Raw genomic sequence first — 23732 nt, 5'->3', positions numbered from 1 at the left:
CACCCGATAGGGTGAATTCGCATTCACCTAGTTTTCCGCGTCGCCCGCAGGAGTGCCGATGGACCAGCCCGCCCCGACAGCCGGCTCCCCGGAACCGCCCGCCGCACCGCCTCCGCTGCGGGAGCGGCTGACCATCCCGGTGCTGGCCTTCTGCGGGATCCTGATGGCCGTCATGCAGACGGTGGTCGTCCCGCTCCTGCCGGACCTGCCCCGTCTCACCCACTCCTCGGCCGGTGCCGTCTCCTGGACGGTCACCGCGACCCTGCTCGCCGGGGCCGTCCTCACGCCGGTGCTCGGCCGGGCCGGTGACATGTACGGCAAGCGCCGGGTGCTCACCGGGGCCCTCGCGCTGATGACGGTGGGCTCCGTGATGTGCGCCCTGTCGTCGGACATCACCGTGCTCATCGTCGCCCGCGCCTTCCAGGGCGCCGCCGCCTCCGTCGTACCCCTGTCGATCAGCATCCTGCGCGACGAACTGCCGCCCGAGCGCCGGGGGTCGGCGGTGGCGCTGATGAGCTCCACCGTCGGCATCGGAGCCGCCCTGGGCCTGCCGCTGGCCGCGCTGGTGGTGCAGTACTACGACTGGCACACCATGTTCTGGCTGACCAGCCTCCTCGGGGCGCTGGGTGTCGCGGCGGTCTGGTGGGCGGTCCGGGAGTCGCCGGTGCGCGAGCCCGGCCGGTTCGACGTCCTCGGCACCCTCGGGCTGGCCGCCGGGCTGACGTCTCTGCTGCTCGGTGTCTCCCAGGGCGGCCAGTGGGGCTGGGGCAGCCCGCGCGTCCTCGGACTGTTCGGCGCCGCCGTCCTCGTGCTGGCCCTGTGGTGGTGGCAGCAGCTGCGGACCGGACAGCCGCTGGTCGACCTGCGCCTCGTGTCCCGGCCGCGGGTCGGCCTCTCGCATGTCGCCGCCCTGCTGACCGGGTTCGCCTTCTACGCCAACTCCCTGGTCACCGCCCAGCTGGTGCAGGCGCCGAAGGCCACCGGATACGGCCTCGGCCTGTCGATCGTGGCCACCGGCCTGTGCCTGCTGCCCGGCGGTGTGACCATGCTGCTGTTCTCGCCGGTCTCCGCCCGGATCTCCGCCGCCCGCGGCCCGCGCGTCACCCTGGCCCTCGGCGCCGCCGTCATCGCCTGCGGATACGTGGTCCGCATCGCCGACAGCCGCGACCTCTGGATGATCATCCTGGGCGCGACCGTCGTCGCCACCGGCACCACCCTCGCCTACTCCGCGCTGCCCACGCTGATCCTGCGGGCCGTCCCGGCCAGCCAGACCGCCTCCGCCAACGGCGTCAACGTCCTGATGCGGACCATCGGCCAGGCCACCTCCAGCGCCGCCGTGGCCGCCGTCCTCACCCACCACACCAGCCTCGTCGGCGGCGTTCCCGTCGCCACGCTCCACGGCTACCTGCTGGCCTTCACGATGGCCGGCGCCGTCGCCCTCGCGGCCGCCGCCGCGGCCCTCTCCATACCCGGCGACCGGGCTCCCGCCGGCCCCGTCCGCACCCGGGACCGTGCCGAGGGTGCGAGGGACGACGCGCTGGAGGGAGCATGAGTGCCGTGAGCACCCGACCCGGCACCCCCTCCGCGCCCGCGCCCGCCCCCGCACGACGGGACGCGGAGGCCACCAAGGCGGCCATTCTCAAGGCCGCCCGTTATCTCCTCGCCCGGCACGCGCACGCCGACATCACCCTCAAGGACGTCGCCGAACGCGCCGGGGTGAGCGCGCCGTTGATCCTCAAGTACTTCGGCAACAAGGACAGCCTCTTCGCCCGGGTCATGTCCTTCGACACCGACGCGGCCGCGCTGCTCGACGCACCCCTGGAGGAACTCGGCCGGCACATGGTCCGGCACGTCCTGGAGAGCCAGCGCGACCGCGGCGCCGACCCGCTGCTGCGGATCGTCTTCGCGCCCCTGCACGGTGACCACGGGGACGTGCTGCGCGCCAACTTCCGCGCCCACGTGGTCGACGCCCTCGCCGCCCGGCTCTCCGGCCCCGACCCGGACCTGCGCGCCGAACTCGCCGTCGCCCAGCTCATCGGCCTGGGCGTGATGTACGGCATCGCCCGCGGCCCGAAGCTGCGCGACTGGGCGGCCGCCGACATCGGTGACATCGCCGACCGGTACGGTCCCGCCGTCCAGGCCCAGTTGACGCCGTAGCCGTAGCCGTAGCCCCCTAGCCCTGGCCCTGCGGTCTGTCCGGCGGATCATGAGTGTTCACGCGGGGGGCATCGAGAGCCCGCACGAGGCGCCCGATGGCGGAAAAACGGGTTCACGCGGCGGTTGTCACTGTGTGTCCCTACAGTGGGGCATCGGGTGACGGTGCGTCTGTGGTTCGGTGACCGCACCCCGAGGACCTCCGGTGCGCACGGGGAGGGGGTCCTCGTTCGGAGCGTCTTACGTCGGTCGGGGGGCCGGTGAACTACTCGATTCGGATCAGGCACGACTGGCAGTGCCACAGGTGCGGCGAGGCCGTCCAGGACGACACGTACATGGTCGTCGACGCCCTGGCACGGCCGGACCTGGTCCAGGGAGTGATCAAGGGCAAGGTGCCGTCGGTCACTTGTCCGTCCTGCGGTGCGAGGAAGGCCCGGTTCTTCCCGCTGCTGGTGTACCGCGGCGAGGCGACCGGGCAGTTGGTCTACTTCTATCCACCTCACACCCCGTCCGAGCAGGACGAGACCAACAAGAAGCTCTACGTGGAGGCGCTGCTCGACAGGCTGGGGCCGGTGAGCGCGGAGGAGGCGGAGAACTCCGGCGTCCTGTCCGTGCCGTTCGACGCGGCACGGGGAGTCCTGGCGCCGACGGCGCGCGGCGCCTCGGCGGGCGGAGGGCCGCGCAGGTGCAGGGTCAAGCCGCGGCGCTCGGCACCGCCGCCCGAAGTGCTGCGGATCGGCGCCGAACTGGTGGCGTCCGGGCGTGCCGGGCTCGGCCGGTCCCTGAGCGACAGGCCGCTCGCGGAGGAGCTGGCGCGTCTGGCGGAGCGGGCTCTGGAGCTGTTGGGCGACCGTGACCAGCCCGAGTTGCGGGGCGACCTGGAGATGACGCTGGGCATGATGCTCAGCAGTGTGAACCGCGGGCAGGACGTCGTCGGCCTGGAACGGGCCATCGGCCTGTTGCTGCGCAGAGCGCGCAGCATGTCGAGGGAGGAGGACCCGCAGGGCTGGGCCATAGCGCGATACGAGCTGGCACGCGCCTATGGCCAGCGCTACACGGGTGACGTCCACGCCAACCAGGAGCTGGCCATCCGGCATCTGCGGGCGGCTCTGGAAGAGACAGGGCCGGAGCGCGGTACCGGGACGTGGGCACGGGTCCGCAGCGAGCTGGCGAAGGTGCTGATGGACCAGGGCACCCAGTCCGCACCCGGCCAGATCGAAGAGGCCATCGGCCTGCTGGAACCGGTCGTCGCCCGGCTCGACCCCGCCCGGGACAAGGAGCTCTGGTGCGACGCCCAGAGTTTCCTCGCCGGCGCGTACAACGTACGGCAACAAGGCGACCCGGCCGTCAACAGGGAGCACGTGGTGCGGCTGTACGAGCAGCTGGACGCCGTCGAATCGGAAGAGAGCGATCCCGAGCAGTGGGCCAACACGCAGGCCCGACTGGCGGTCTCACTCTCCAAGAGAATGCGCGGGGACAGCCGGGAGAACAGTCTTCGCGCACGCGAGCACCTGCTGCGGGCGCTCGCCGTCTACGAGCGGGTCGGCGACCGCGGCGAGGCCTCCAGCACCTACGACAAGCTGGCCGTCGTCGCAGGCGAACTCGGCGAGTACGACGAGGAGATCCGGTGCCACGAGGCCGCCCTCGTGAACCGCCACCGGGACACCGCTCCCCACCTGTGGGCACGCAGCATGTCCAAGCTCGGCTGGGCCCTGCTCGAGCAGGCCGAGAGAGACGGGGTGGGACATGCTGCCGCCACGGCACGGCGGGGGCTGGGGCACATCGAAGACGCCGTCGCCGCCTACGAGGGTCTCCCGACCGGATTCGAACTCGCCTTCCAGCTCGTCTCCTTGGCACAGGCGTGCCGGGTCTGCCGCAAGCTGGACCCCTCCCGGGAGGACGAACTTCGCGAGCGGGAGCTGTCCGTTCTGCGGGAAGCGACGGACCGCGCCCACGGTCGCAGCGACCTGCTGCGCACCGCGGCGGAACAACTGGGTGACGCTTTCACGGAACGGACCGACTGGTCCGCGGCGGCCGACGCGTACCAGCAGGCGGTGGAGGCGGACGAACAGCTGTTCCGCGCCTGCCTGGTGAGCTCCTCGCGGGAGCTGCGGCTGAACTCGGCCCGGGATCTGCATCAGCGGGCCGCCTACGCACTCGCGCGCGCGGGCGGGTTGGAAGAGGCGCTGCTCTGCCTGGAGCGCGGCAGAACACGCAACTTCAATCTGGCCCTCTCACCGGATCACGACCAGCTTCACCGGCTGGCGCGGACGGACCCGGAGACCCACACCGCCTACGTGCGAGCCGCCGAAACCGTACAGACCCTGGAGGCCCGCAACCGTGAGCTGAGCCGGCAGGGAGCCCCGCGGGACGGCGGGGGGGAGTTGGACTCGGCCGAGTACGAGCTGGGCGGAGTTCTCGACGAAGCCAGAGCTGAACTGGCCGCCGCCCTGGCCCGGGTCAGGGCGCTGCCGGGTATGGAGTCCTTCCTGCGGGAGACGACGCGGGCCGACCTCCTGGGGGCCGCACGACCGGGAGAGCCGCTCTGCTACATCGCCGCGACGAAGAACGGGAGCCTGTCCCTGATCGTCCGGCACGAGAGCGATCCCGGGCCCCGCGTCGAAGCCGTGGAGTCCACGCTGACGGCGGCGGACGCCCGCGCGCTGGCCGCCGCCTTCTCCGCAACCGTGGCCGAGAAGGGGGCGGAGCTGCGGGAGCTGCTCCCGCGGCTCGGGAAGGAGCTGATCGGACCGGTCGCCGAGGCGCTCGGCACGGCGACCGGCGTGGTCGTGATCGCCTGTGGCCCCACCGCCCATCTGCCCCTGCACGCCGCACGTCTTCCTTCGACGGGCGAGCCGCTGCTCGCGACCTGCGCGGTCGCGTACGCACCGTCGGTGCGACTGCTTCTCGCGGCCCGGCACCGGGCCGCGGCACCGCCGTCGGAACCCCTTCTCGTGGCGGCGTCCGCCCCGGGGGATGACGGCGGACTGCTCGCCGCGCAGGAAGTGGAGACGCTGCGGCGGCTGTTCGCCGCGGTGGGGGAGAGCCGGGACGTCACCGGCGATCCGCCCGGGGCAAAGGACGGGTGGACAAAGGGGGACCTGCTCGACGCGCTGTCCGGCGGCAGCCACGTCCACCTGGCATGCCACGGCGCCTACGACCCGACCGATCCGCTCGCCTCCAGGCTCGACCTCGGCGGCGACCGCATCACCCTGGCCGACCTGCTGAACGCACGTCCCCGGCCGCTGGAGCGGGCCCGGCTGGTGACCCTGTCGGCCTGTGACACCGGGCTCGTCGACCCCCGCCTGCCGGACGAGGCGATCGGGCTGCCGACCGGCATCCTGCTGGCCGGCGGAGCGGGTGTCGTCTGCACGCGCTGGAGGACGAACGACACCGCGGCCGTGCTGTTGATGATCGCGTTCTACCGGCGGCTGCTCGGCCACGGCGTCGAGCCGCCCCCGTACGGCACACCGCGCGGCGTTGCCGAATCGCCCGCACAGGCGCTGCGGTGGGCCCAGTTGTGGCTGCGCTCGGCCACCGTCCCCGAACTGCTGGGCCTGGACTGGCTCCCCGCCGAGATCCGCCGGCGGCTGATGTCCCGCCGGGTGCCGGCGCTTCCTTTCCGGCACCCGTTCCTGTGGGCACCCTTCAGCATGGTGGGGGCATGATGACCGAGGCGCCGGACACGACCGCGGCCGACTTCCTGCACATGCCGGCCTACGAACGGGTCGCACGCTTCGCGCTCGTCGACACCCCGGCCGTCCGGCGCACGCTCTCGGACCGGGACGTCGCCGCCGTACTGGGCTCGCTCTGCCTGGCCTACGCCCAGGAGGAACGCTACGACGAGGCCTTCGCCGCAGGGCTGCGGGCCCGGCGGATCGCCAGGGGCCTGGCGGCGGACGACCCGGCGCTGCTCGGCCACGTCCTGCTCAACCTCGGGGTCGCCCACAGCCAGGCGGACGACCTTGAGAAGGGCCTCGCCGCGTATCTCGAGAGCTGGACGCACGCACGCCGTGGCGGCGACGAGGAGACGCTGTTCAAGGCCGGTGCGAACGCCTTGCTCGCGCTGGAGGCCGGGCGGCCGACCGGGGAGGCCGAGTTCGCCTTCCTCCAGGAGTGCCGTGCCGTCTTCGAGGCGGCGGACCGGCAGCCGGAAACCGCGCGGGCCTCCCGGTTGCTCGGGGAGGCGCTCCTCGACCGTGGACAGGTGACGGACGCGATCGCCGTCCTGGACCGGGTCCTGGTGCTGACCGAGTCGCTCGGGGGCGCCCGGTCGATGCGGCGGGAGACGACCCGGCTCCTGCTGGAGGCGGACCGGCGCATCGGCGACCCGGCGGACGCGCCACCGCTCGGCCCCGGCGCCCTGCGCGAGGTGCGCGCCCTGGTCGACGACGGTGTGGAGAGCGCGTTGCGGGGCATCGTGCCGCGCACGAGGACGTGCTTCTCCCGTGCCCTGGCCCTGCTGGAGCGGCGCGCCCGGCCACGGGAACGCCTGCTGGCGGCATTCCTGCTGCTCGTAGGCGCCTGGCTCGCCTTCCACGAGGACGACGAGCCGGCGACGATCGAACTGATGGAGCGGGCCGGGCGGGAAGTGGAGCTGGTCAAGCCGTCCCCGGCCGAGTGGGTGAAGACCCGCGCCTATCATCTGGACCTCGGCGCACTGAGCACACTGGCCCGGAACGCGGCCGTCAGCGCGCGCGAGCGGGGGAGCGGACCATGACACCAAGTACCGTCCAGCAGCTCGCGATCCTGGTGCTGCTGGTGCTGCCCGGCACCTCCTACCTCTTCGCGAGGGAGCGGCTCCTCGGGATCCGTGAGGCCGAACAGGAGGTGAACAACCGGTTCCTGCGCGCCCTCGCCGTCGGGGTCCTGCTCGACGCCGCATATCTGATCACCGTCGGTCCCCACCTGATACGGCAGCTGCGGGGCATGGGGAAGCGGCCCCTGACCGGTGTCGCCGAGCAGCCGCGGGAGGCCGGACTCTGGCTGCTGCTCCTCGCCGTCGTCGTGCCGACGCTGGTGGCATGGGCGGAGGCGTACTGGATCCGGCGTCGGCGCGCCGCCGTGCACGAGGGGACGCCCACCGCGTGGGACGCTCTCTTCCAGGACCGCGGGGCGTGTTTCGTCCGGGTCCGGCTGAAGAACGGCGGCTGGGCCGGCGGCTGGTACGGAACGCGCTCGCGTGCCTCGGCCTATCCGCAGCCCGGTGACCTCTACCTGGAGTCCCAGTACCGGATGGAGCCGGACGGTACCTTCGGACCACGGATGAGCGGCACGGCCGGGTTGTACGTCCGGGCCGCCGACATCGACCTGCTGGAATTCCACGAACCGCGCCGCGACACACCCCGGGGGGACTCCGATGCCGCAGTCTGACGCCGCCGACTACGAGGAACTCGACGACGACTTCGCGAGCTGGGCGGGCCCGCCGCGTGGCACCCACCATCCCAAGAAGGAGGAAGTGCCCGAGGCCCAGGCCCTGCCTCCGGAGGGACCGGCCGGTGTCTCCACCACCGCGGAACAGGACGGCGACCCGTCACCGCAGTGAGGCGACCGCGTGCGCGCTTCCGGGCGGCGTCCGCCGGGGTGCTGCACGAGGCGTGCAGCAACCGCGCGATCCGGTCCTGCCTGCGCAGACGCCGGATCAGCGCCAACGCCAAGACCTGACGGGCACTACTGGCCCAGGCCCGGCTCCGGCCCCGTCAGCAGTGCCTCGGCCGACCTCCGGAAGGCGGTCAGCAGTCGGTGGTTGTCGCCGGCACGGGTCGCCAGCACCACGTGGCTCGGCTCGACGCCGTGCAGTGGGACCGCGGTGAGATCGGGGCGGAGGGTCGCGCCCGGCACCAGGGGCACGATCGCCACGGCCTGCCCGGCGGCGACATGCTCGAACTTGTCCTCCACCGCGCCGATCAGCGGACCGTCGGGCGCCGGGTTGCCGTCCGGCCGGGGATCGACGCGCCAGAACGCGTTCCAGAGCGGATCCTTCCCACGGGGCAGCGGCTCGTCGGCGATGTCGTCGAGGGTGACCGACTCCTTCCCGGCCAGCCGGTGGTCCAGCGGTACCACCAGGACGCGTGGCTCGTCGTGGAGGACCGTCACCCGCAACCCGTCGGTGCGCAGCGGCAGCCGGGTCACGACCGCGTCCACGCGCCCCGCCAGCAAGGCCTCGCGCGGCTCGGGCCAGTCGAGGTGCACGGTCCGCACGTCGGCGTCCGGGAAGCGGCGGCGCAGCTCGCGCACGGCCGGGGTGACGAAGATGCCGTTGATGTACCCGACGGTGATCCGGCTGGGCTCGGCGGCGGCCCGGGTGACGGCGGCGGCCTCGCCCGCGGCCCGCAGCAACGCCCCGGCCCGCGCCAGGAACACCTCGCCGGCCTCGGTGAGCCGGGCCCCCTGCGGGGTGCGGTCGAAGAGCCGCGCACCCAGCACCTGCTCCAGCCGCTGGATCTGCCGGCTCAGCGCGGGCTGGGTGATGTGCAGGGCACCTGCGGCCCGCCCGAAGTGCCGCTGCTCGGCGACGACGGTGAAGTACCGGACGAGCCGCAGATCGAGGTCGGGGCCGGAAACCGGATCAGCCATGCCTCCAGCATAAAACCGACGACCTGCACCGATGCCTGAAATGCATTGCGTATTGCGAAAGAGGCTTTGGACGCCCGCCGCCCGCTGGCCGAACGATGGAGGCACCACCCCCTCACTCGAAGGAGCACCCACCATGCGGGTATTCGTCACCGGCGGCAGCGGCTTCATCGGCTCCGCCGTCATCCCCGAACTCCTCGGCGCAGGCCACCGGGTCCTCGCCCTCGCCCGCTCGGACAGGTCGGCCGAGACCCTGCGGGCGGCGGGCGCAGAGGTGCACCGCGGCAGTCTCGACGACCCCGAGGACCTGGCCCGCGCGGCGGCCGGGACCGACGGCGTGGTCCATCTGGCCTTCAACCACGACACCTTCCCGGACATGACCCGCGCTGTGGCGACCGACCTCGCCGTGATCGAGGCGATCGGGGTGGCCCTGGCGGGATCCGACCGCCCCTTCGTGGTCACCTCGGGAACCATGATGCTCGCCTCGGTCGACGGTGTGGCGACGGAGGCGGACACCCCGGTACCGGGCACCTACCGCAGCGCCCCCGACCTTGCCGCGCTCGCCCTCGCCGGGCGCGGCGTACGCAGCGCGGTGGTCCGCCTGGCCCCCACGGTGCACGGCCGCGGCGACCAGGGCTTCGTGCCCCGACTGGTCGACGTCGCCCGGGGGAAGGGCGTCGCCGCGTACATCGGCGACGGCACCAACCGCTGGCCGGCCGTCCACCGCCTGGACGCCGCCCGCCTGTTCCGCCTGGCCCTGGAGTCGGCCCCGGCGGGCACCGGCCTGCACGCGGCGGCCGACGAGGGAATCCCCTTCAAGGACATCGCGGCGGCCATCGGCAGGGGGCTCGACGTACCGGTGAAGAGCATTCCGGCGGAAGAGGCCCAGGCCCACTTCGGCTGGCTGGGCCTGCCGGCGTCGATCGACAACGCGACGTCGAGCGAACGAACCCGGAACCTCCTGGGCTGGAAGCCGGAACAGCCGGGTTTGATCGCGGACTTGGAAGACGGTTTCTATTTCAGCGCCCCGTAGGGGCGCGGGGCTCGCAGCCATCAACGGCGCACAAGCACCCCATCCAAGAACCCGTTACTGAAGACCCGGTGCGGATCAAGCCGGTCAAGCGTCTCGACAGCCGCATCCCACACCCCACCCCCGAACGACCCCGGAATCCTCGTACCGAGCACCTCCTCGTCACTCCACACGCCGGACTCTGTATAACCCCACCCCTTCGACCACTCGACCCGAGTCCCCTCGAACCTCTCGAACAGGAACTGCTCCAACTCCCGCAAGAAAGCCTCCGCATGAGGCGTCCCCGGCAGCGTCAGCACATCCAGCCACACGGCGGTGTCCGCCCCGTTCCGAGGCCGCACGGCGGACAGCAACGGCACCTGGGCGCCGTCCAGCTGCGCATCGGACGCCTCGTCCAGCCCCGTCACCCGGATCTCCACCGACCCGTTGACCGGGAACCGCCCCGACGCGGCGTACACGGTGAGCCGTTCCCGGTAGAAAGAGGTGAACTCGTGCACCACCCGCTGTGCGTCGGCCCGCGAGGTCAGCACCGCGTACCCGTTCGCGTTGATCCGCAGCGTGGTCGGCTTGACGTACAGCAGCGTGTTCTTCGACGGCCCCCAGATGTCCGAGGACGGCGTCGCCACCAACCCGAGGGCCGCCGCGTCCAGTTGGGCGTTGCCCAGCACCGGTGCCAGGTACCAGGCCGCGTCGGACACCATCCGCCCCACCAGGTCGGCGACCACGGTGGGCACGTTGTCGGAGAAGGGGTAGTTGTAAGGCGAGGTGACGTGCCGTGAGGTGAGCGGCCTGGCCGGTGCGACGCTCCACTCCTTCAGCCACGGGTACTCGGTGAAGGCGAACCAGATCGCCTCGACCCGCCCCGAGCGGCGCAGGAAGCCGTCCAGGGTCCGGCCGCCCGAACCGGGCGCGGCGAACAACTCGGCGGCCGGGATGTCGGTCCGGCTGACGCACCGCAGGTTGCTGTTCGCCCCCACCCGCAGTACGACCTCGGTGACCAGCGCACGGCCCAGATGCGTCAGCAGCGCCGCACAGTCGGCCTCGTCGCGCCGGAACGTCCGCAGGACGTACGCTCCGGCGCTCTCGTCCCACACCACCGCCGTCAGGGACAGCACCAGGTTGCTCAGCGAGCCGTAGGTGTGGCCGGGCAGCGGCTCCTCGCCGTCCGCCGGTACGGCGCTGCCGTGCGCGTCGATCGCCAGTGCGCCGCCGAGGGTGAGATCGCCGGGCGCGGGCGCGGCGGTCAGCCCCAGGCCGTGGCCTTCCAGGAACGTGAGCAGCGCCTCCAGGGTGACGCCGGTCCCGGCCCGGACCTCCGTGGCCTCCGTGGCGGAGTCCAGGGCGAGCCCGGTGAGATGGCTCGCGGTGTCGACGAGGAGGACCTGGTCGTCGGCGCCCGTCCCCTCGGTGATCGTCAGGGGCGACCAGCCGTGCGAGGAGCCGCGGGCGCGGACCCGCCAGCCGTTGCGCCAGGCCCAGTCGACGGCCGCGAGCACCTGACCGGCGTCGGCCGGGGCGCACGCCCACAGTCCGTCCGCGGTGATCTCGCCGACCCAGTTGCGGTACCCGGATCGGTACAGCGCGACCTCCGCCGGGAAGCCGGGCAGTTCGGCGGCGGCCATGGCCGGATCGGCGGCCAGCAGGACCGGAACGGCGGCGAGCGCGGCCGCGGACCGCAGGAAGCCCCGGCGGCTCCAGCCGTCCGTGGAAAGGGAGTTGTCCGGTGAATGATCAACCATGGCGACACGCTAGGGCGCCGGTTGACACACCCCCGATTTCCGTCCACCACAATCACCCGTGTGAGTGAAGGATTCACAGGTGGGCGGGGACGAACCGGCCCGTGACAGCGTTGTCGGTGGCGGATGACAGACTGGCGCCATGGACGAACGCGTAATCGGCAGGTCGGGACAGCGGGCATCGGTCGTCGGCCTCGGCACATGGCAGCTCGGCGCCGACTGGGGCGAGGTGGACGACAAGGAGGCGCTCGCCGTTCTGGAGGCGGCCGCGGAGTCGGGGGTGACCTTCTTCGACACCGCCGACGTGTACGGCGACGGGCGCAGCGAGCAGACCATCGCCGCCTTCCTGAGCGGCAGGCCGGACCTGCACGTGCTGGTGGCCACCAAGATGGGCCGCCGGGTCGACCAGATCCCGGAGAACTACGTCCTGGACAACTTCCGCGCGTGGAACGACCGGTCGCGCCGCAACCTCGGCGTGGACCGCCTGGACCTGGTGCAGCTGCACTGCCCGCCGACTCCGGTCTACTCCTCCGACGCGGTGTACGACGCCCTCGACACCCTGGTCGAGGAGGAGCGCATCGCGGCCTACGGCGTCAGCGTCGAGACCTGTGCGGAGGCGCTCACCGCGATCGCCCGCCCGGGCGTGGCCAGCGTGCAGATCATCCTCAACCCGTTCCGCATGAAGCCGCTGTACGAGGTGCTCCCGGCCGCCCGAGAGGCCGGCGTCGGCATCATCGCGCGCGTGCCGCTGGCCTCCGGGCTGCTGTCCGGCAAGTACACCAAGGACACGGTCTTCGCGGCCGACGACCACCGCACCTACAACCGGCACGGCGAGGCCTTCGACCAGGGCGAGACCTTCTCCGGCGTCGACTACGCGACGGGCGTCGAGGCCGCCGCCGAGTTCGCCGCCCTCGCCCCCGAGGGATACACCCCGGCCCAGCTCGCCCTGCGCTGGATCATCGACCAGCCCGGCGTGACCACGGTGATCCCGGGCGCCCGCAACCAGGAGCAGGCCCGCGCCAACGCGGCCGCCGCGAAGCTCCCGGAGCTGCCGGAGGAGACGCTCACGGCGATCCGCGAGCTGTACGACCGCCGGATCAAGGACCAGGTGGAAAGCCGCTGGTAGCAGCGGCCCGGGCCGGGAGCGCAACCATGCCGCTCCCGGCCCGCATCGCCACCCGCCGAGCCGCGTGAGACGATCCGCAGAGCCGCCTCCGGCGCCCGCCGACCCGCGTCACGCGACCCGCCGGGCCGTCTCCAGCGCCCGCAGCTGACGGTCGTGCACCCTGCTGAGCACCAGCACGGACACCGTCGCCCCGATCAGCGCGCAGAACATGTCCCACTGGGTGTCCCACACGTCCCCCTGGGTGGCGAGGAAGGCGTCCGCGCCGTGGCCGCCGATCTCGGCCGCCAGCCACTCCAGCAGCTCGAAGAAGGCGCTGAACGCGAGGCAGGCGCAGACCGTCAGCGGGGCCAGCCAGCGGCTGCCGCGCAACGGGGAGGTCCGGACGAGGAGTTCCCGGACCAGGACCGCCGGCACGAAGCCCTGCATGAGGTGACCGAAGCGGTCGTACGGATTGCGGGACAGGTGGAGGGTGTCGCGCACCCAGTCGCCCACCGGCACCTCGGCGTAGGTGTAGTGGCCGCCGGCGGCGAGTACCAGCGCGTGCGCCGCGAGGAGCGTGGCCAGCAGGCCCGTCAGCGGGAAGCGCCGCCAGGTCAGCACCACCAGCGGCAGCCCGACCAGCACCCACACCGTCTCCAGGAACCAGGTCGTGCGGTCCCGCGCTCCCCAGGCCGAGAGCGCCATGCCGGCCACCACCACTCCGGCGAGCAGGGCCGGCGGTACCCGGCGGGGCACCCGGTGCGGAAGGGGGCGCGGGGCGGACTGCACTGCGGTCATGACGGACTCCTTGTCGTGGGAGCCCCATCGTGGCCGCCGCGTCCGGGCGTCTACATGAGTACGGCTACTCAGCCGGTGGCGAGGATCTCCGCGAGTACGTCGTCCACGGGGACCTGTTCCCGGCCGGGCGGCACGGCCAGGTAGGTGTCGCTCAGGAAGGAGGCGAGCGCGGGCGCCCACGCGAACACCACCGCGTGGTGGCGGCTGCCGCCCGGCAGGGGGTCGCCGAGGAAGTCCATGCGCACTTCCCTCCAGCGTCCCTGCCGCACGGGACGCAGCCGTACGTCCCCGACCCCGACCGGCTCTCGCAGGCCGTCGTTCAGCATCTCGCGGTCCAGCCGCCACCGGGCGAGCACCCGGCCGTCCAGGGTGAACACCGCGGTGACGGCGAACGGGTCACCGGCGTCGTACGACAGATGGGCGAGGACGGGACAGCGGTCCGTCCCGTCCGCCCGGAGCTGTACGACCAGGGTCCTGTGCACGATGGGGTTCACGCGAGTGGCCTCCGAGAACGATCGGCTGGTGCCCTCTAGTACCCCTCTCGCGGGAAAAACGCTCAATCCTGAGCGGAATTGCCCTACGAGACCTACGAGTCTTACGAGTACTACGTGCGCTACGCGTCCTCCGTGCCCTTCGTGCCCCGCAGTGCGGCCAGGCAGGAGCCGATGGCCTGCTGGAGGTCCTCCAGGCGCTGGACCATGTCGTCCTCGTAGAAGTCCTGGGCGTCGTCGAAGGTCAGCTCCTCGAACGCCTTGGTCGCCTTCTGCAGGCTGTTGTAGAACTTGGTGCGCTTCTCCTGGACGCGCAGTTCGGGGTCGGCCTCCACCGCCTCCACGACCAGGTTCTTCATGGTGTCGTAGGCCTCGGTCGCCCACTCGCCGGTGTCCTCGTCCTCGTCGAGTTCGTCGAGGAGCGACAGATGGCGCTCGGCCTCGTGGCGCAGGTCGGCCGGCGCGTCGACGGTCTGCCCGGCCGGGGTCTTGATCTGGCCGGACTCGGCGATCTGCCGGACATAGCCGATGCGGTCGGCCGAGCGGCTCTCGGTGGCGACGGCCTTCTTCAGGTCGGCGGTGCGGACCACGTCCCGGGCCAGCACGGTCTGCAGGTCCGGGTCCTCCTTGATGCGGTCGAGGAGGGCCGAGCGGGCGGCGCGGGCGGTGGACGGGTCGGCGAGGATCGCGGCGCGCAACGCGGTGGGGTTCTCGGCGACTTCGAGGGCCTTGGTGGGCCGGATGCCCTCGGCCTCGGCGGCCTCCGCGATGGCGGTGCCGCGCTCCGAGGTGGCGCTGTTGCGGGAGACGTAGTAGTCCAACCAGACGTCGGAGTCCGGGAGTTCCACCTCCTGGCCCGGCGCGAGGGCCTCGAAGTGCGGGACCAGACCGTCGTCGGCGGCCTTGTCCCACGCCTTGTAGTAGCGCATGACGCGCTCGGCGGAGCAGCCGGCCAGCTCGGCGAACTCCTTCGCCGAGACCTTGGGGGTCTCCTCCGCGCCCTGCCCTCCCGGCCGCACGCTGCGGGCCACCATCAGCCCGAACGTCCAGCCTCCGGTCCGCACATAGGCGCCGAACTCGCGCGCGTCCCGCGCCACCAGGTCGGAGAGGGGAGCCGGGGACGCGCTGGACGTCTCGGACGGGTCGATCGCTAGGGTCACGGAGGACACTCCTGAAGGCTGCCGAACTGCATACGTACCGACCGGAAGCCTATATCGACCCATTGGCCAGGGTTTGCCACACCGTCGAAGACCGGCCGGGCGTGTGGCACCGCACCCGGCGGATCAGCTCGCCGAGCCGCGGAACGTCTCCAGGAAGGTTTTCCTGGCGAGTTTGTCGGCCGCGTCGTCCCAGGCGTCGGCGGGTGTCGTGATGCGCAGTGAGAAGCTGCGGCCGCCGCCGAGCAGGAAGCCGCGGCCGAAGGTGTGCACCCGGTCGGCGCCGGTCCCGGAGATCCACTCCATGTCGGCCGCCTTGTGCCCCTGGTAGGTGGTCGCCTTGATCTCGCCGATCAGCTGGTAGCCGTCCAGCTTCTCCAGACCCGGCTCCACCTCGTCCCGCCAGATCGCGACCGGGTCCGGGCCCGCCTGGGTGCTGTAGGTGACGGCCAGGGTGCGCAGGTCGTCGCCGCCCGGGCCGAAGGTGACGCGGTAGGCGACGTCGTCCTGGGCGGTGTCCAGGCGCTTCCAGCCCTTCGGGAGTGCGACGGAGAACCCCTCCGGGGCGGTGTAGCGGTGGAAGCCGGCCGGCAGGGCACCGGCCGTGGCCGTCGCCGAGGGGGACGCGGAGGCGGAGGCGGCGGGCGACGGGGTGGGGGAGGCGGACGGCGTCCGGGACGGTGAGGGGCTGGGGGCGTTGCCGTCCGTGCGGTTGGCCGGGTCGCCTGCCGTGGCGGAGGCACTCGGGGCCGAGCCCGCCGTGGAGGCGCCCGGCAGGCCCTGGGTGGCGGCCAGCACCGCGACCGACACGGTCACCACGGCCAGCGCGGTCCCGCCGATCATGGTGGTCCGGCTCCACCCGGAGGCCCGCGCGGCCACATACGCACCGCGCAGCCGGGATACGGGTGCCGGCTGTTCGACCGCGTCGGGGTCCTCGTCCAGGACACGTGTCAGTGCCTGACGCACCACCGGGCGGCTCAGTCGCTCCCGGGAGTTCTTCCGCAGCAGCCCCTGCACCACCTGGGTCAGCGGGCCGGCCCGCAGCGGGGTGCGCAACGGCAGCCGGTCCACGCCCTTCAGGGTGGCGTCCGCCTTGCCCCGGTCCCGGAACGGCGGCCGCCCCTCGACCATCGCGTAGAGGATCGCGCCGAGCGCCCACAGATCCGCGGCGGGCCCGATGCGCTCGTCCCGGGCCTGCTCCGGCGAGGCGTACGACGGCGCGGTGACCCGGGGCGCCAGCGTCGCGCCGGCCAGGCCGAACCCGGTGACGACGACCGGGCCCCGGTCACGGACGAAGATCTGCCCGGGGCTGAGCTCGCCGTGCGTGTAGCCGTCGGCGTGCGCGGCCTCCAGCACGTCGAGCACCTCGAGTCCGATGCGGGCGGCCCGTACGTAGTTGAATGCGGGCTGCTGGGCGAGCAGCTCACTGAGCGGCGTGCCGTCGATCACCTCCGTGACCGTCCACAGCGCGCCCGCCTCCTCGAAGGCATCGATCACCATGGCGACCCTGCCGGGCCGCAGCGCGCTCATCACCTCGGAGGAGCGCAGGATACGGGCCGTGGTCCGGCGCACGGTGTCCTCGCTGGGCGGCTCGGGAAACGCGATCTGGGTCACCAGGCGCGGTCGCTCGGCCTGCACGTCCTCCGCGTACCAGGTGATGCGGTTCGGCTCGCGGTCGGCGACTTCGAGGAGCCGGTACCTTCCGGCGACCAACTCTTGTGCGGAGACATGCGCCTTGACCATCGTCATCCCTCGCTGAAACCCCTGCCTCGTCATTAACCAGAAGTACGCGGGGCGAGCCCGGGTTTGTTCAAAGAATCTGCAACTCGGGGACCGTTCTTGCCTTTTATTCAAGTGGCCGCACCGGCCGGGAACTTGAGGAAAACAGTGAATGACCGGGCTTCGACCTGCGGGTAACCGACGGTAAAAGCCCGGCTGCGATCCGCTGGTCAGTCCAGTCCGAAGCGCGCGGTCCACTCCGAGATCTCCTGGTGCGTCACATTGCCCCCGCAGACCACGAGGCCGATCCGCGCCCCGTCGCCGACCCGCTCCCGCACCTGCCGGGCCGCGGGCAGCAGACAGCCGGCGGCCGGCTCGGTCCACACCTTGGCGTGCTCGGTGAACTCCAGGCTGCCCCGCACCGCCTCCCGGTCCGGCACCACCAGCACCTCCTCCACCAGCGCCGCCGCATGGTCGTACGTCAGCCGGGACACCGACGGCGCGCTGAGCGTCGTCACGATCGACGACACCGCGACCGGCAGCGGACCGCCGGCCGTGAGCGCCTCGGACATGGCCTGCGCGCCCGCCGTCTCCACGCCCCACACCCGCACCCCGGGGCGGCGGGCCCGCAGCGCGGCCGCGACCCCGGCGATCAGGCCCCCGCCGCCGATGCTGACGATCACGTCGGTGAGGTCGTCGTCCGCGTCCTCGGCGAGCTCAAGGCCCACCGTGCCCTGTCCGGCGATCACCACCGGGTCGTCGAAGGGGTGGACCAGCGTGAGCCCCTCGTCCCGCAGCCGCGGCACCAGCTCGAACGCCGAGTCCATGCCGTCGGTGAGCCGCACCGACGCCCCGGCCGCCTCGACCAGCCGGATCGACCGGGCGGGCGCGGTACGGGGCATCACCACCGTCGCCTTCACGTCGAGGGCCGCGGCCATCACCGCGAGGGCGATGCCGTGGTTGCCGCCGCTGACCGCCACCACGCCGGCCGCCCGCTCGGCCTCGCTCAGCGACAGCAGTTTCGCCGTGGCCCCGCGCGCCTTGAAGGAGCCGGTGCGCTGGAGAAGTTCGAGCTTGGCGGTGACCGGGACGCCGAGCAGCTCCGACAGGCCGGGGCTGGGCACGGTGGGGGTGCGGACGACGTGTCCGGCGACCAGCCGGGCCGCGGCTTCGATGTCCGAGATGCCGATGATGCCGTTCAAGGCGGTTCACCCTTCCGGCGCGGGGGCGACGGTCCGCGCCGTTCGCACCCTCACCCGGCCGGACCGCCCTGGTCAACCCGACCCCGCCGGGGCGGCGGGGCCAGGCGGACCAGGGCTGCCGGACGTCAGTGCTGCTGCGCCTTCTGCGGGGTCAGCTCGCTCGGCCGGACCACGACGAACCCCTCGCCCTGGAGCATCAGCTGGACCGCCTCGCCCGAACCGCCGCGCAGCATCGACCCGATGGACTGCGAGCGGTGCAGCGAGGTCTGCAGGTGCGCGGTCCAGCCCACCACCGCGTCCGTGTCGACGTACACCGGGGCCTGCGGCGAGACCGGGATCACCAGCGGGTTGCCGTCGCAGACCAGGCCGAGCCTGCCGTGTCCGGAGAACACGCTGTTGAACAGACCGCCGCCGGCGATGCCCGACCCCTTCACGGTCCTGATCTCGTACGCCAGGGTGGCGTCGAAACACAGGACGTTGCGGCCGTTCACCGTGAACTGGTCGCCCGGCTCTATCTCGACGATGAAGCAGTTCTGCGCCTCGTGCGCGAACCAGGCCTCGCCCTGGCCCTGCACGGACATCAGCGGAAGCCCCTCGCCGGTGACCGCGCGCTTGAGCATGCCCCCCACACCCTGGCCCTTGCGTTCGAACTTCAGACCGCCGCGGTGCGCGATCATCGCGCCCTGGCGGGCGTGCATCTCGCCGTTGACCGCGTACCTGATGCACTTCGCGTTCTCGACGGTCATGCCCGGCTCCATCGCCGGGGCCACCATGTGCTGACTGGAAAAGAGATCACCCTTCATGCGGGGCATGGTGTCCCGGACGGACCCGTTCCGCCAAGATCGCGGACGGTACCGGTTCAGGCACCGAACAGCTGGGTCCAGTAGGTGCCGGCCCGGCCGCCGCCTGCGAAGCCGATGCCAATGTGGGTGAAGTCCGGTTTGAGGATGTTCGCCCGGTGGCCCGGACTGTTCATCCAGCCGTCCACCACCTCGGCCGCGGAACGCTGGCCGCAGGCGATGTTCTCGCCGATGGTGCGCCGCCGTGAGCCCGCGGCGGCGGCCCGGTCCCACGGCTGGGTGCCCTCGGGCGAGGTGTGCGAGTAGAAGTCGCGGGTCGCCATGTCCGTGCTGTACGCCTGCGCGGCCGTGGCCAGCTGCGGATCCACCGCGAGCGGCCGCAGCCCGGCCCGGGCGCGCTCCCCGTTGGTGAGGTCGACGACCTCGGTGCGGGTGCGGGTCAGTTCGGCCTGGGTGAGGGGTCTGGCCCACAGGGCGGTCCAGTAGGTGTCCCCGTTGCGCGGGCCGCGGGCGTGGGCGAGGCCGGCGTGGGTGAACGCCGGGTCGAGCAGGGTGCGCCGGGCGTCCTCGGTGCGCAGGCAGTAGTCGATGAACTCGGCCGGGGTGCGGGGGCCGGAGACGAGGTGCTCGCCGACCGTGACATAGGTGAATCCGGTGGCGCTGATCCGCTGGTGGACGGAGACGCCGTCGCGGCTCTCGCCGGCCAGTCGCCCCGCGTCGGCCATCCCCGTGGCGTGGGCTTGGGCGGCCGAGGTGAGCCGGGCGTCCGGGGCCACCGGCGGGCGGCCGGCCCGGGCGCGGGCGGAGTTGACCAGGCCCAGCAGGCCGTCCGGATCGGGGAGCGAGGCCGTCGAGGGGCGGGCCGGCGAGGCCGCCGTGCGCTGGGCCGGGATCGAGGCGCGGAATCCGCCGGCCGGCTGCCGGTCCTCGGCCACGTCGACCCCGAAGTCCCGGGCGAGCCCCGCCAGTCCGTCCGCGTACCCCTGGCCGATCGCGCGCAGCTTCCAGCCGGTGCCCCGGCGGTAGATCTCGGAGAGCAGCAGCAGGGTCTCCGTCTGCGGGCGCGCCGGTGCGAAACGGGCCACCGTACGGCCGAGGCGGTCGGTCACGTGCAGGGTGGCGGCGGGCAGCCGGCCGAGCGGGGTGCCGGGCTCGGCGGCGGTGACCGTGAGGGTGACGCGCTGGGCGCCGGCCCGCAGCAGGGCCGGCTCGACGGTCAGCGTGTCGCCGCGCAGCCGGACGCCGGGCGCGTCCGGCTGGTTGTAGAAGACGAAGTCGGCGTCGCCGCCGACCTTGCCGCTCTCGTCGGTGATCAGTGCCGACACGTCGAAGGGACCGGGCACCCGCAGGGTCAGCGCGCCGCCCGGAAGGGGCAGATTGCCCCCGGGGACCAGCTCGCTCATCGCGCCGCCTCTACGAGGTCAGGGGCCGAACGCCGCGCCCGGTGGGGGAGTCGCCGGTTGAACGTCCGGCCCGGGCGCGAGGTTCCCTCGGCGCGTCGCGGTGCTACTGCTCGGTGGGCACGGCGGGTGCCACGTCCTCCCGTTCGAGCGGCACGGCCGCGCTGCGCACGGACTTCTGCTTGCCGCAGAACACCGGCTCCAGCGTGGCCGCCAGCGCGTTGAGCACGTCGGAGCTGTTGGACGCGTTGGCGAGCGCGGTGACGCTGCGCTTGCCGTCCTTGCTGGTGAAGGCGTACGTGTAGTAGCCCTGCACGGCGCCGGTGTGGCCGTACACCGAGACCCCGCAGGACAGGTCGCGGCGGCGCAGCCCGAGCCCGTAGGAGGTGTTGGAGTTGACGCGGGTGAAGCGCTCCATCTCGGCGAGGCGGGCCGTCGACGTGAGCTTGCCGCGCACCAGCGCCGAGTAGAACGTGTCGAGATCGCGGGCGCTGGAGATGATGGCGCCCGCGCTCTGCGCCCAGGAGACCGTCTGGTCGGTGGCGTCGACGGGCGCGGCGCCCGCCTGGTCGGCGGTGAGGTAGCCGTTGGCGTGCTGTCCCGGGATCTTCCTGTCGGGGTGCACGTAGAAGGTGTCGGTCAGCTGCAGCGGCTTGAAGATGCGGTTCTCGTACTCCGTGCGCACGCTGTGCCCGGTGAGCTTCTCGATGAGCAGGCCGGCGACCACGAAGTTGGTGTTGGAGTACGAGTAGGCGGCGCCCGGTGCGTTGGTGCGCGGCTTCTTCAGGGACAGGTCCACCAGCTGCCGGTAGGTGAAGACCTTGTCGCGGACCGCCTCGAAGCCGGACACGCTGCTGGCGAACATGTCGTTGGTGTAGTCGTACAGACCGCTGCGGTGGCTCAGCACCTGCCGCACGGTGATGCGGTCGTCCGGCAGCAGTCCGGGCAGGTAGCGGTTGACCGACGCGTCCAGGGCGAGCTTGTGCTCGTCCACCAGCTGCAGCAGGACCACCGCCGAGAACGTCTTGGTGACACTGCCCACCCGGAAGCGGTCGGTGGTGGTGAGGGCCCGCCGGCTCGTGCGGTCGGCGACGCCCTGTGCGGACCGGAGGACCTGCGTGCCGTCGTCGATGCGGGCCATGGCGCCGGGCGCGCCCTTCGCCACCACCGACCGCAGCACCGCGGCCAGCCCCGCGGTGTCGGGCGCCGGCAGGGCGGTGGCCGCCTCCGGCCCCGGGGCCGACCTCATGGGCGCCGCCTGGGCCGGGACCGCGAGCAGCGACAGCGTCACCGCCCCGAGCACCGCGCTTCTGCACACCATTGCCGAGACCATTCGGACCTGCTCCTCTCCGTGCTGTCTTCGATGCGAGATGAGTCACACAGGGGTGGGGGAACCTTCTCGCATCCCGTCACATCTCCACAGTCGATGCACAGTTGGTCACTCCCTGATCACCGTGCGGTGGAGATTCGCCAAGTATTGCCACGAAAAGCAGGAAAAGCGACGAATTTCGCTTTACATGGACATGATTCGTCCGGAAGGGTTGCGGCCCGGGGCCCGACCAGCCCCCTGGGCGCCCAACGGCGCCCTGCCGCAAGGCGGTTGGTGACCCCGGCCGTCTTCGAACGAAGGAACCCTGATCAGTGCGTAGTGCGCACATACGCAGCGTGGCGGTCGCCGTCGCCGTGACGACGGCCGCCACGGGCCTGGCCGGTACGGCCTTCGCCGGTCCCGCAACGGGGGAACGACAGTCGGCCGCGGCATCCGCCACGACGACCGCGCAGGTGGTGGCGGCTGCCCGGGCCGCCGCCTTCGCCCACGCCTCGGCGACCGGTGTCGGCGCGGGCGACGAGCTCCAGCCGCAGGACGTGATGATCGACCCCGAGGGGGCCCGCCACGTCCGCTTCGTCCGCACCCACCAGGGGATGCCGGTACTCGGCGGCGACCTCGTCGTCCATCTTTCCCACCGGTTGGCCTACACCGGTGTCACCCGCGCGGCCGACCACACCGTCAGGCCCGCCGCCACCGAGGCGAAGCTGACCGCCCGGCAGGCCGAGGAGAAGGCCGCCGCGGCCGCCGACGGCGACGCCGGCACCGCCCAGCTCGTGGTGGACGCCCGGGACGGCGCCGCCGCCCTCGCCTACCAGGTGACCGTCGACGGCTCCGACGGCTCCAGCACGGTCGTCGTCGACGCCCTCACCGGCCGGGTCCGCAGCGACACGCCGGACAGCGACGAGTTCCTCTCGCCCGAGCTGCTCAAGACCCTCCGCAGCCACGGCGAGACCCTCGACCCGGCCACCGGCGTCCAGGCCCAGGCCCTCACCGGCGCCGCGTCCGTCTCGGCCGCCACCCACTACCCGGTGACCGCCCACGGCTTTGGCAGGTCCCTCTTCGTGGGCAAGGTGCCGCTCACCACCACGCAGACCGCCCGCAAGAGCTTCCTGCTCAAGGACCCCACCCGCTACGGCACCGAGACCCGGGACGCCAAGGGCAGGGAGACCGAGAGCTTCGGGCAGGGCACCAAGTTCACCAGCACCACCGACAGCTGGGGCAACGGCACCACCACCAGCCGGGGGAGCGCCGCCGCCGACGCCCAGTACGGCATCACCGAGACCCTGGACTTCTACAAGAAGACCTTCGGCCGCAAGGGCATCGCGAACAACTCCAAGCCCGCCCGCGCCATGGTCCACTGGGGCAACAAGGTCGGCAACGCCTTCTGGGACTCGGCCTGCGGCTGCATGCTGTACGGCGACGGGGACGGCGACCTGATCAAGAAGCCGCTGGTCGTCCTCGACGTCACCGGCCACGAGCTGACCCACGGCGTGGTGGACGCCACCGCCAAGCTCGAACCGACGTACGTCGACAACGACGGCAACCAGTTCGGCGAACCGGGCGCGCTGAACGAGTCGCTGGCCGACATCTTCGGCTCCGGCGTGGAGTTCTTCGCCAACAACCAGAAGAACCCGCCGAACTACCTGCTGGGCGAGAAGCTGGGCCTGCGCCAGAAGTTCCTGCGCCGCCTCGACCACCCCTCGCTCGACCGCCTCGAAGGCACCGTCGACTACTGGTCGCCCGAGGTGGCCGACGCCGAGGTGCACGCCGGCTCCGGCGTCTCCTCGCACGCCTTCTACCTGCTCGCCGAGGGCAGCGGCCGCAAGACGATCGGCGCCACCACCTACGACTCGCCGACCTACGACGGGTCCACGGTCACCGGCATCGGCCGCGCCAAGGCCACGGCGATCTTCTACCGTGCCCTGACCCGGTACATGGTCTCCTCGACCGACTTCCACGACGCGCGGATCGCGACGCTGAAGGCGGCCAAGGACCTCTACGGCGCGACCGGCGTCGAGTACCGCACGGTCGACCAGGCCTGGGCCGCGGTCGACGTCACCGAGGCCAACACGCCGGCCGCCCGCCACTGACGGGCGCGCCCCCACCGCTGATCCGGGTGCCCCGTCGGGGGGCTGGGCACCCGGATCGGTCGTGCTTGTGGAACACGAGCCAACGCCCCCACCTCACCCGCCATTTGAAGGCCACGGGAGCCTCACAGTCAACCTTCAGTTGATTCC

General features: G+C 72.2%; 20 protein-coding genes. 10 read left to right on the top strand and 10 right to left on the bottom strand.

All coding sequences use genetic code 11. From position 1 onward, the window contains the following. Positions 1–58: 58 nt before the first annotated feature. From ABZ887_RS40460 to ABZ887_RS40430, 7 genes are all read left to right on the top strand, one after another. A complete protein-coding gene (locus ABZ887_RS40460) occupies positions 59–1552 on the top strand; it encodes an MFS transporter (RefSeq protein ID WP_361301615.1) in 1494 nt (497 codons plus the stop codon). Beyond that, complete coding sequence (locus ABZ887_RS40455; RefSeq protein WP_361301612.1) at positions 1549–2157, top strand: TetR family transcriptional regulator; 609 nt, start codon at positions 1549–1551, stop codon at positions 2155–2157. The genes ABZ887_RS40460 and ABZ887_RS40455 overlap by 4 nt, the downstream gene beginning before the upstream one ends. 257 nt (positions 2158–2414) lie before the next feature. Beyond that, positions 2415–5822, top strand: a complete 3408-nt coding sequence (locus ABZ887_RS40450) for a CHAT domain-containing protein (protein ID WP_361301609.1) — start codon at positions 2415–2417, stop codon at positions 5820–5822. Beyond that, positions 5819–6874, top strand: a complete 1056-nt coding sequence (locus ABZ887_RS40445) for a tetratricopeptide repeat protein (RefSeq protein ID WP_361301606.1) — start codon at positions 5819–5821, stop codon at positions 6872–6874. Before ABZ887_RS40450 ends, ABZ887_RS40445 begins: the two co-directional genes overlap by 4 nt. Further along, positions 6871–7527: a DUF6338 family protein gene (locus ABZ887_RS40440; protein ID WP_361301603.1), complete on the top strand. Its 657-nt coding sequence runs from the start codon at positions 6871–6873 to the stop codon at positions 7525–7527. Before ABZ887_RS40445 ends, ABZ887_RS40440 begins: the two co-directional genes overlap by 4 nt. Continuing rightward, positions 7514–7699: a hypothetical protein gene (locus tag ABZ887_RS40435; RefSeq protein WP_361301600.1), complete on the top strand. Its 186-nt coding sequence runs from the start codon at positions 7514–7516 to the stop codon at positions 7697–7699. The genes ABZ887_RS40440 and ABZ887_RS40435 overlap by 14 nt, the downstream gene beginning before the upstream one ends. Beyond that, the gene (locus ABZ887_RS40430; protein WP_361301597.1) at positions 7696–7818 is read left to right on the top strand and encodes a hypothetical protein; all 123 of its coding nucleotides are present in this window, start codon (positions 7696–7698) and stop codon (positions 7816–7818) included. Before ABZ887_RS40435 ends, ABZ887_RS40430 begins: the two co-directional genes overlap by 4 nt. Positions 7819–7824: 6 nt before the next feature. Here the strand turns inward: ABZ887_RS40430 and ABZ887_RS40425 are convergent, their stop codons facing one another. Then, on the bottom strand, positions 7825–8730 hold the full coding sequence (locus tag ABZ887_RS40425; RefSeq protein WP_361301594.1) for a LysR family transcriptional regulator: 906 nt from the start codon (positions 8728–8730) through the stop codon (positions 7825–7827). Positions 8731–8863: 133 nt separating this feature from the next. Here ABZ887_RS40425 and ABZ887_RS40420 point away from each other — a divergent pair, with 133 nt between their 5' ends. Continuing rightward, positions 8864–9760 carry an SDR family oxidoreductase gene (locus tag ABZ887_RS40420; protein ID WP_361301591.1) on the top strand — a complete coding sequence of 299 codons (897 nt, stop codon included), beginning with the start codon at positions 8864–8866 and terminating at the stop codon, positions 9758–9760. A gap of 20 nt (positions 9761–9780) precedes the next feature. On the opposite strand, the gene ABZ887_RS40415 is transcribed toward ABZ887_RS40420, so the two are convergent. Beyond that, positions 9781–11496 (bottom strand): cholesterol oxidase substrate-binding domain-containing protein, encoded by a 1716-nt coding sequence (locus ABZ887_RS40415; protein WP_361301588.1) that lies wholly within the window; start codon positions 11494–11496, stop codon positions 9781–9783. A gap of 139 nt (positions 11497–11635) precedes the next feature. Between ABZ887_RS40415 and ABZ887_RS40410 the strand changes: the two genes are divergently transcribed. Next, positions 11636–12619 carry an aldo/keto reductase gene (locus tag ABZ887_RS40410; RefSeq protein ID WP_361301585.1) on the top strand — a complete coding sequence of 328 codons (984 nt, stop codon included), beginning with the start codon at positions 11636–11638 and terminating at the stop codon, positions 12617–12619. A gap of 108 nt (positions 12620–12727) precedes the next feature. Here ABZ887_RS40410 and ABZ887_RS40405 read toward each other — a convergent pair whose 3' ends face one another. From ABZ887_RS40405 to ABZ887_RS40370, 8 genes are all read right to left on the bottom strand, one after another. After that, positions 12728–13396 (bottom strand): DUF2238 domain-containing protein, encoded by a 669-nt coding sequence (locus ABZ887_RS40405; protein ID WP_361301582.1) that lies wholly within the window; start codon positions 13394–13396, stop codon positions 12728–12730. A gap of 68 nt (positions 13397–13464) precedes the next feature. After that, positions 13465–13890 carry an SsgA family sporulation/cell division regulator gene (locus ABZ887_RS40400; RefSeq protein WP_361301578.1) on the bottom strand — a complete coding sequence of 142 codons (426 nt, stop codon included), beginning with the start codon at positions 13888–13890 and terminating at the stop codon, positions 13465–13467. Positions 13891–14009: 119 nt separating this feature from the next. Further along, positions 14010–15047, bottom strand: coding sequence for a hypothetical protein (locus tag ABZ887_RS40395; RefSeq protein WP_361301575.1), 1038 nt, complete (start codon positions 15045–15047; stop codon positions 14010–14012). Between the two features lie 123 nt (positions 15048–15170). Then, positions 15171–16793 carry a serine/threonine-protein kinase gene (locus tag ABZ887_RS40390; protein ID WP_361301572.1) on the bottom strand — a complete coding sequence of 541 codons (1623 nt, stop codon included), beginning with the start codon at positions 16791–16793 and terminating at the stop codon, positions 15171–15173. A gap of 200 nt (positions 16794–16993) precedes the next feature. Beyond that, positions 16994–17956 carry a threonine/serine dehydratase gene (locus tag ABZ887_RS40385; protein ID WP_361301706.1) on the bottom strand — a complete coding sequence of 321 codons (963 nt, stop codon included), beginning with the start codon at positions 17954–17956 and terminating at the stop codon, positions 16994–16996. A gap of 134 nt (positions 17957–18090) precedes the next feature. Further along, a complete protein-coding gene (locus ABZ887_RS40380) occupies positions 18091–18768 on the bottom strand; it encodes an AIM24 family protein (RefSeq protein WP_361301569.1) in 678 nt (225 codons plus the stop codon). 56 nt (positions 18769–18824) lie between these two features. Further along, complete coding sequence (locus ABZ887_RS40375; protein ID WP_361301566.1) at positions 18825–20168, bottom strand: CAP domain-containing protein; 1344 nt, start codon at positions 20166–20168, stop codon at positions 18825–18827. A gap of 103 nt (positions 20169–20271) precedes the next feature. After that, a complete protein-coding gene (locus tag ABZ887_RS40370) occupies positions 20272–21498 on the bottom strand; it encodes a serine hydrolase domain-containing protein (RefSeq protein ID WP_361301562.1) in 1227 nt (408 codons plus the stop codon). A gap of 308 nt (positions 21499–21806) precedes the next feature. Between ABZ887_RS40370 and ABZ887_RS40365 the strand changes: the two genes are divergently transcribed. Beyond that, complete coding sequence (locus tag ABZ887_RS40365; RefSeq protein WP_361301559.1) at positions 21807–23585, top strand: M4 family metallopeptidase; 1779 nt, start codon at positions 21807–21809, stop codon at positions 23583–23585. Positions 23586–23732 lie beyond the last annotated feature (147 nt).

The organism is Streptomyces sp. NPDC047061 (genome assembly GCF_040643955.1).
GTDB lineage: Bacteria > Actinomycetota > Actinomycetes > Streptomycetales > Streptomycetaceae > Streptomyces.
Note: the sequence above shows the minus strand (reverse complement) of the source record. Positions and strands in the feature narration are given on the sequence as shown.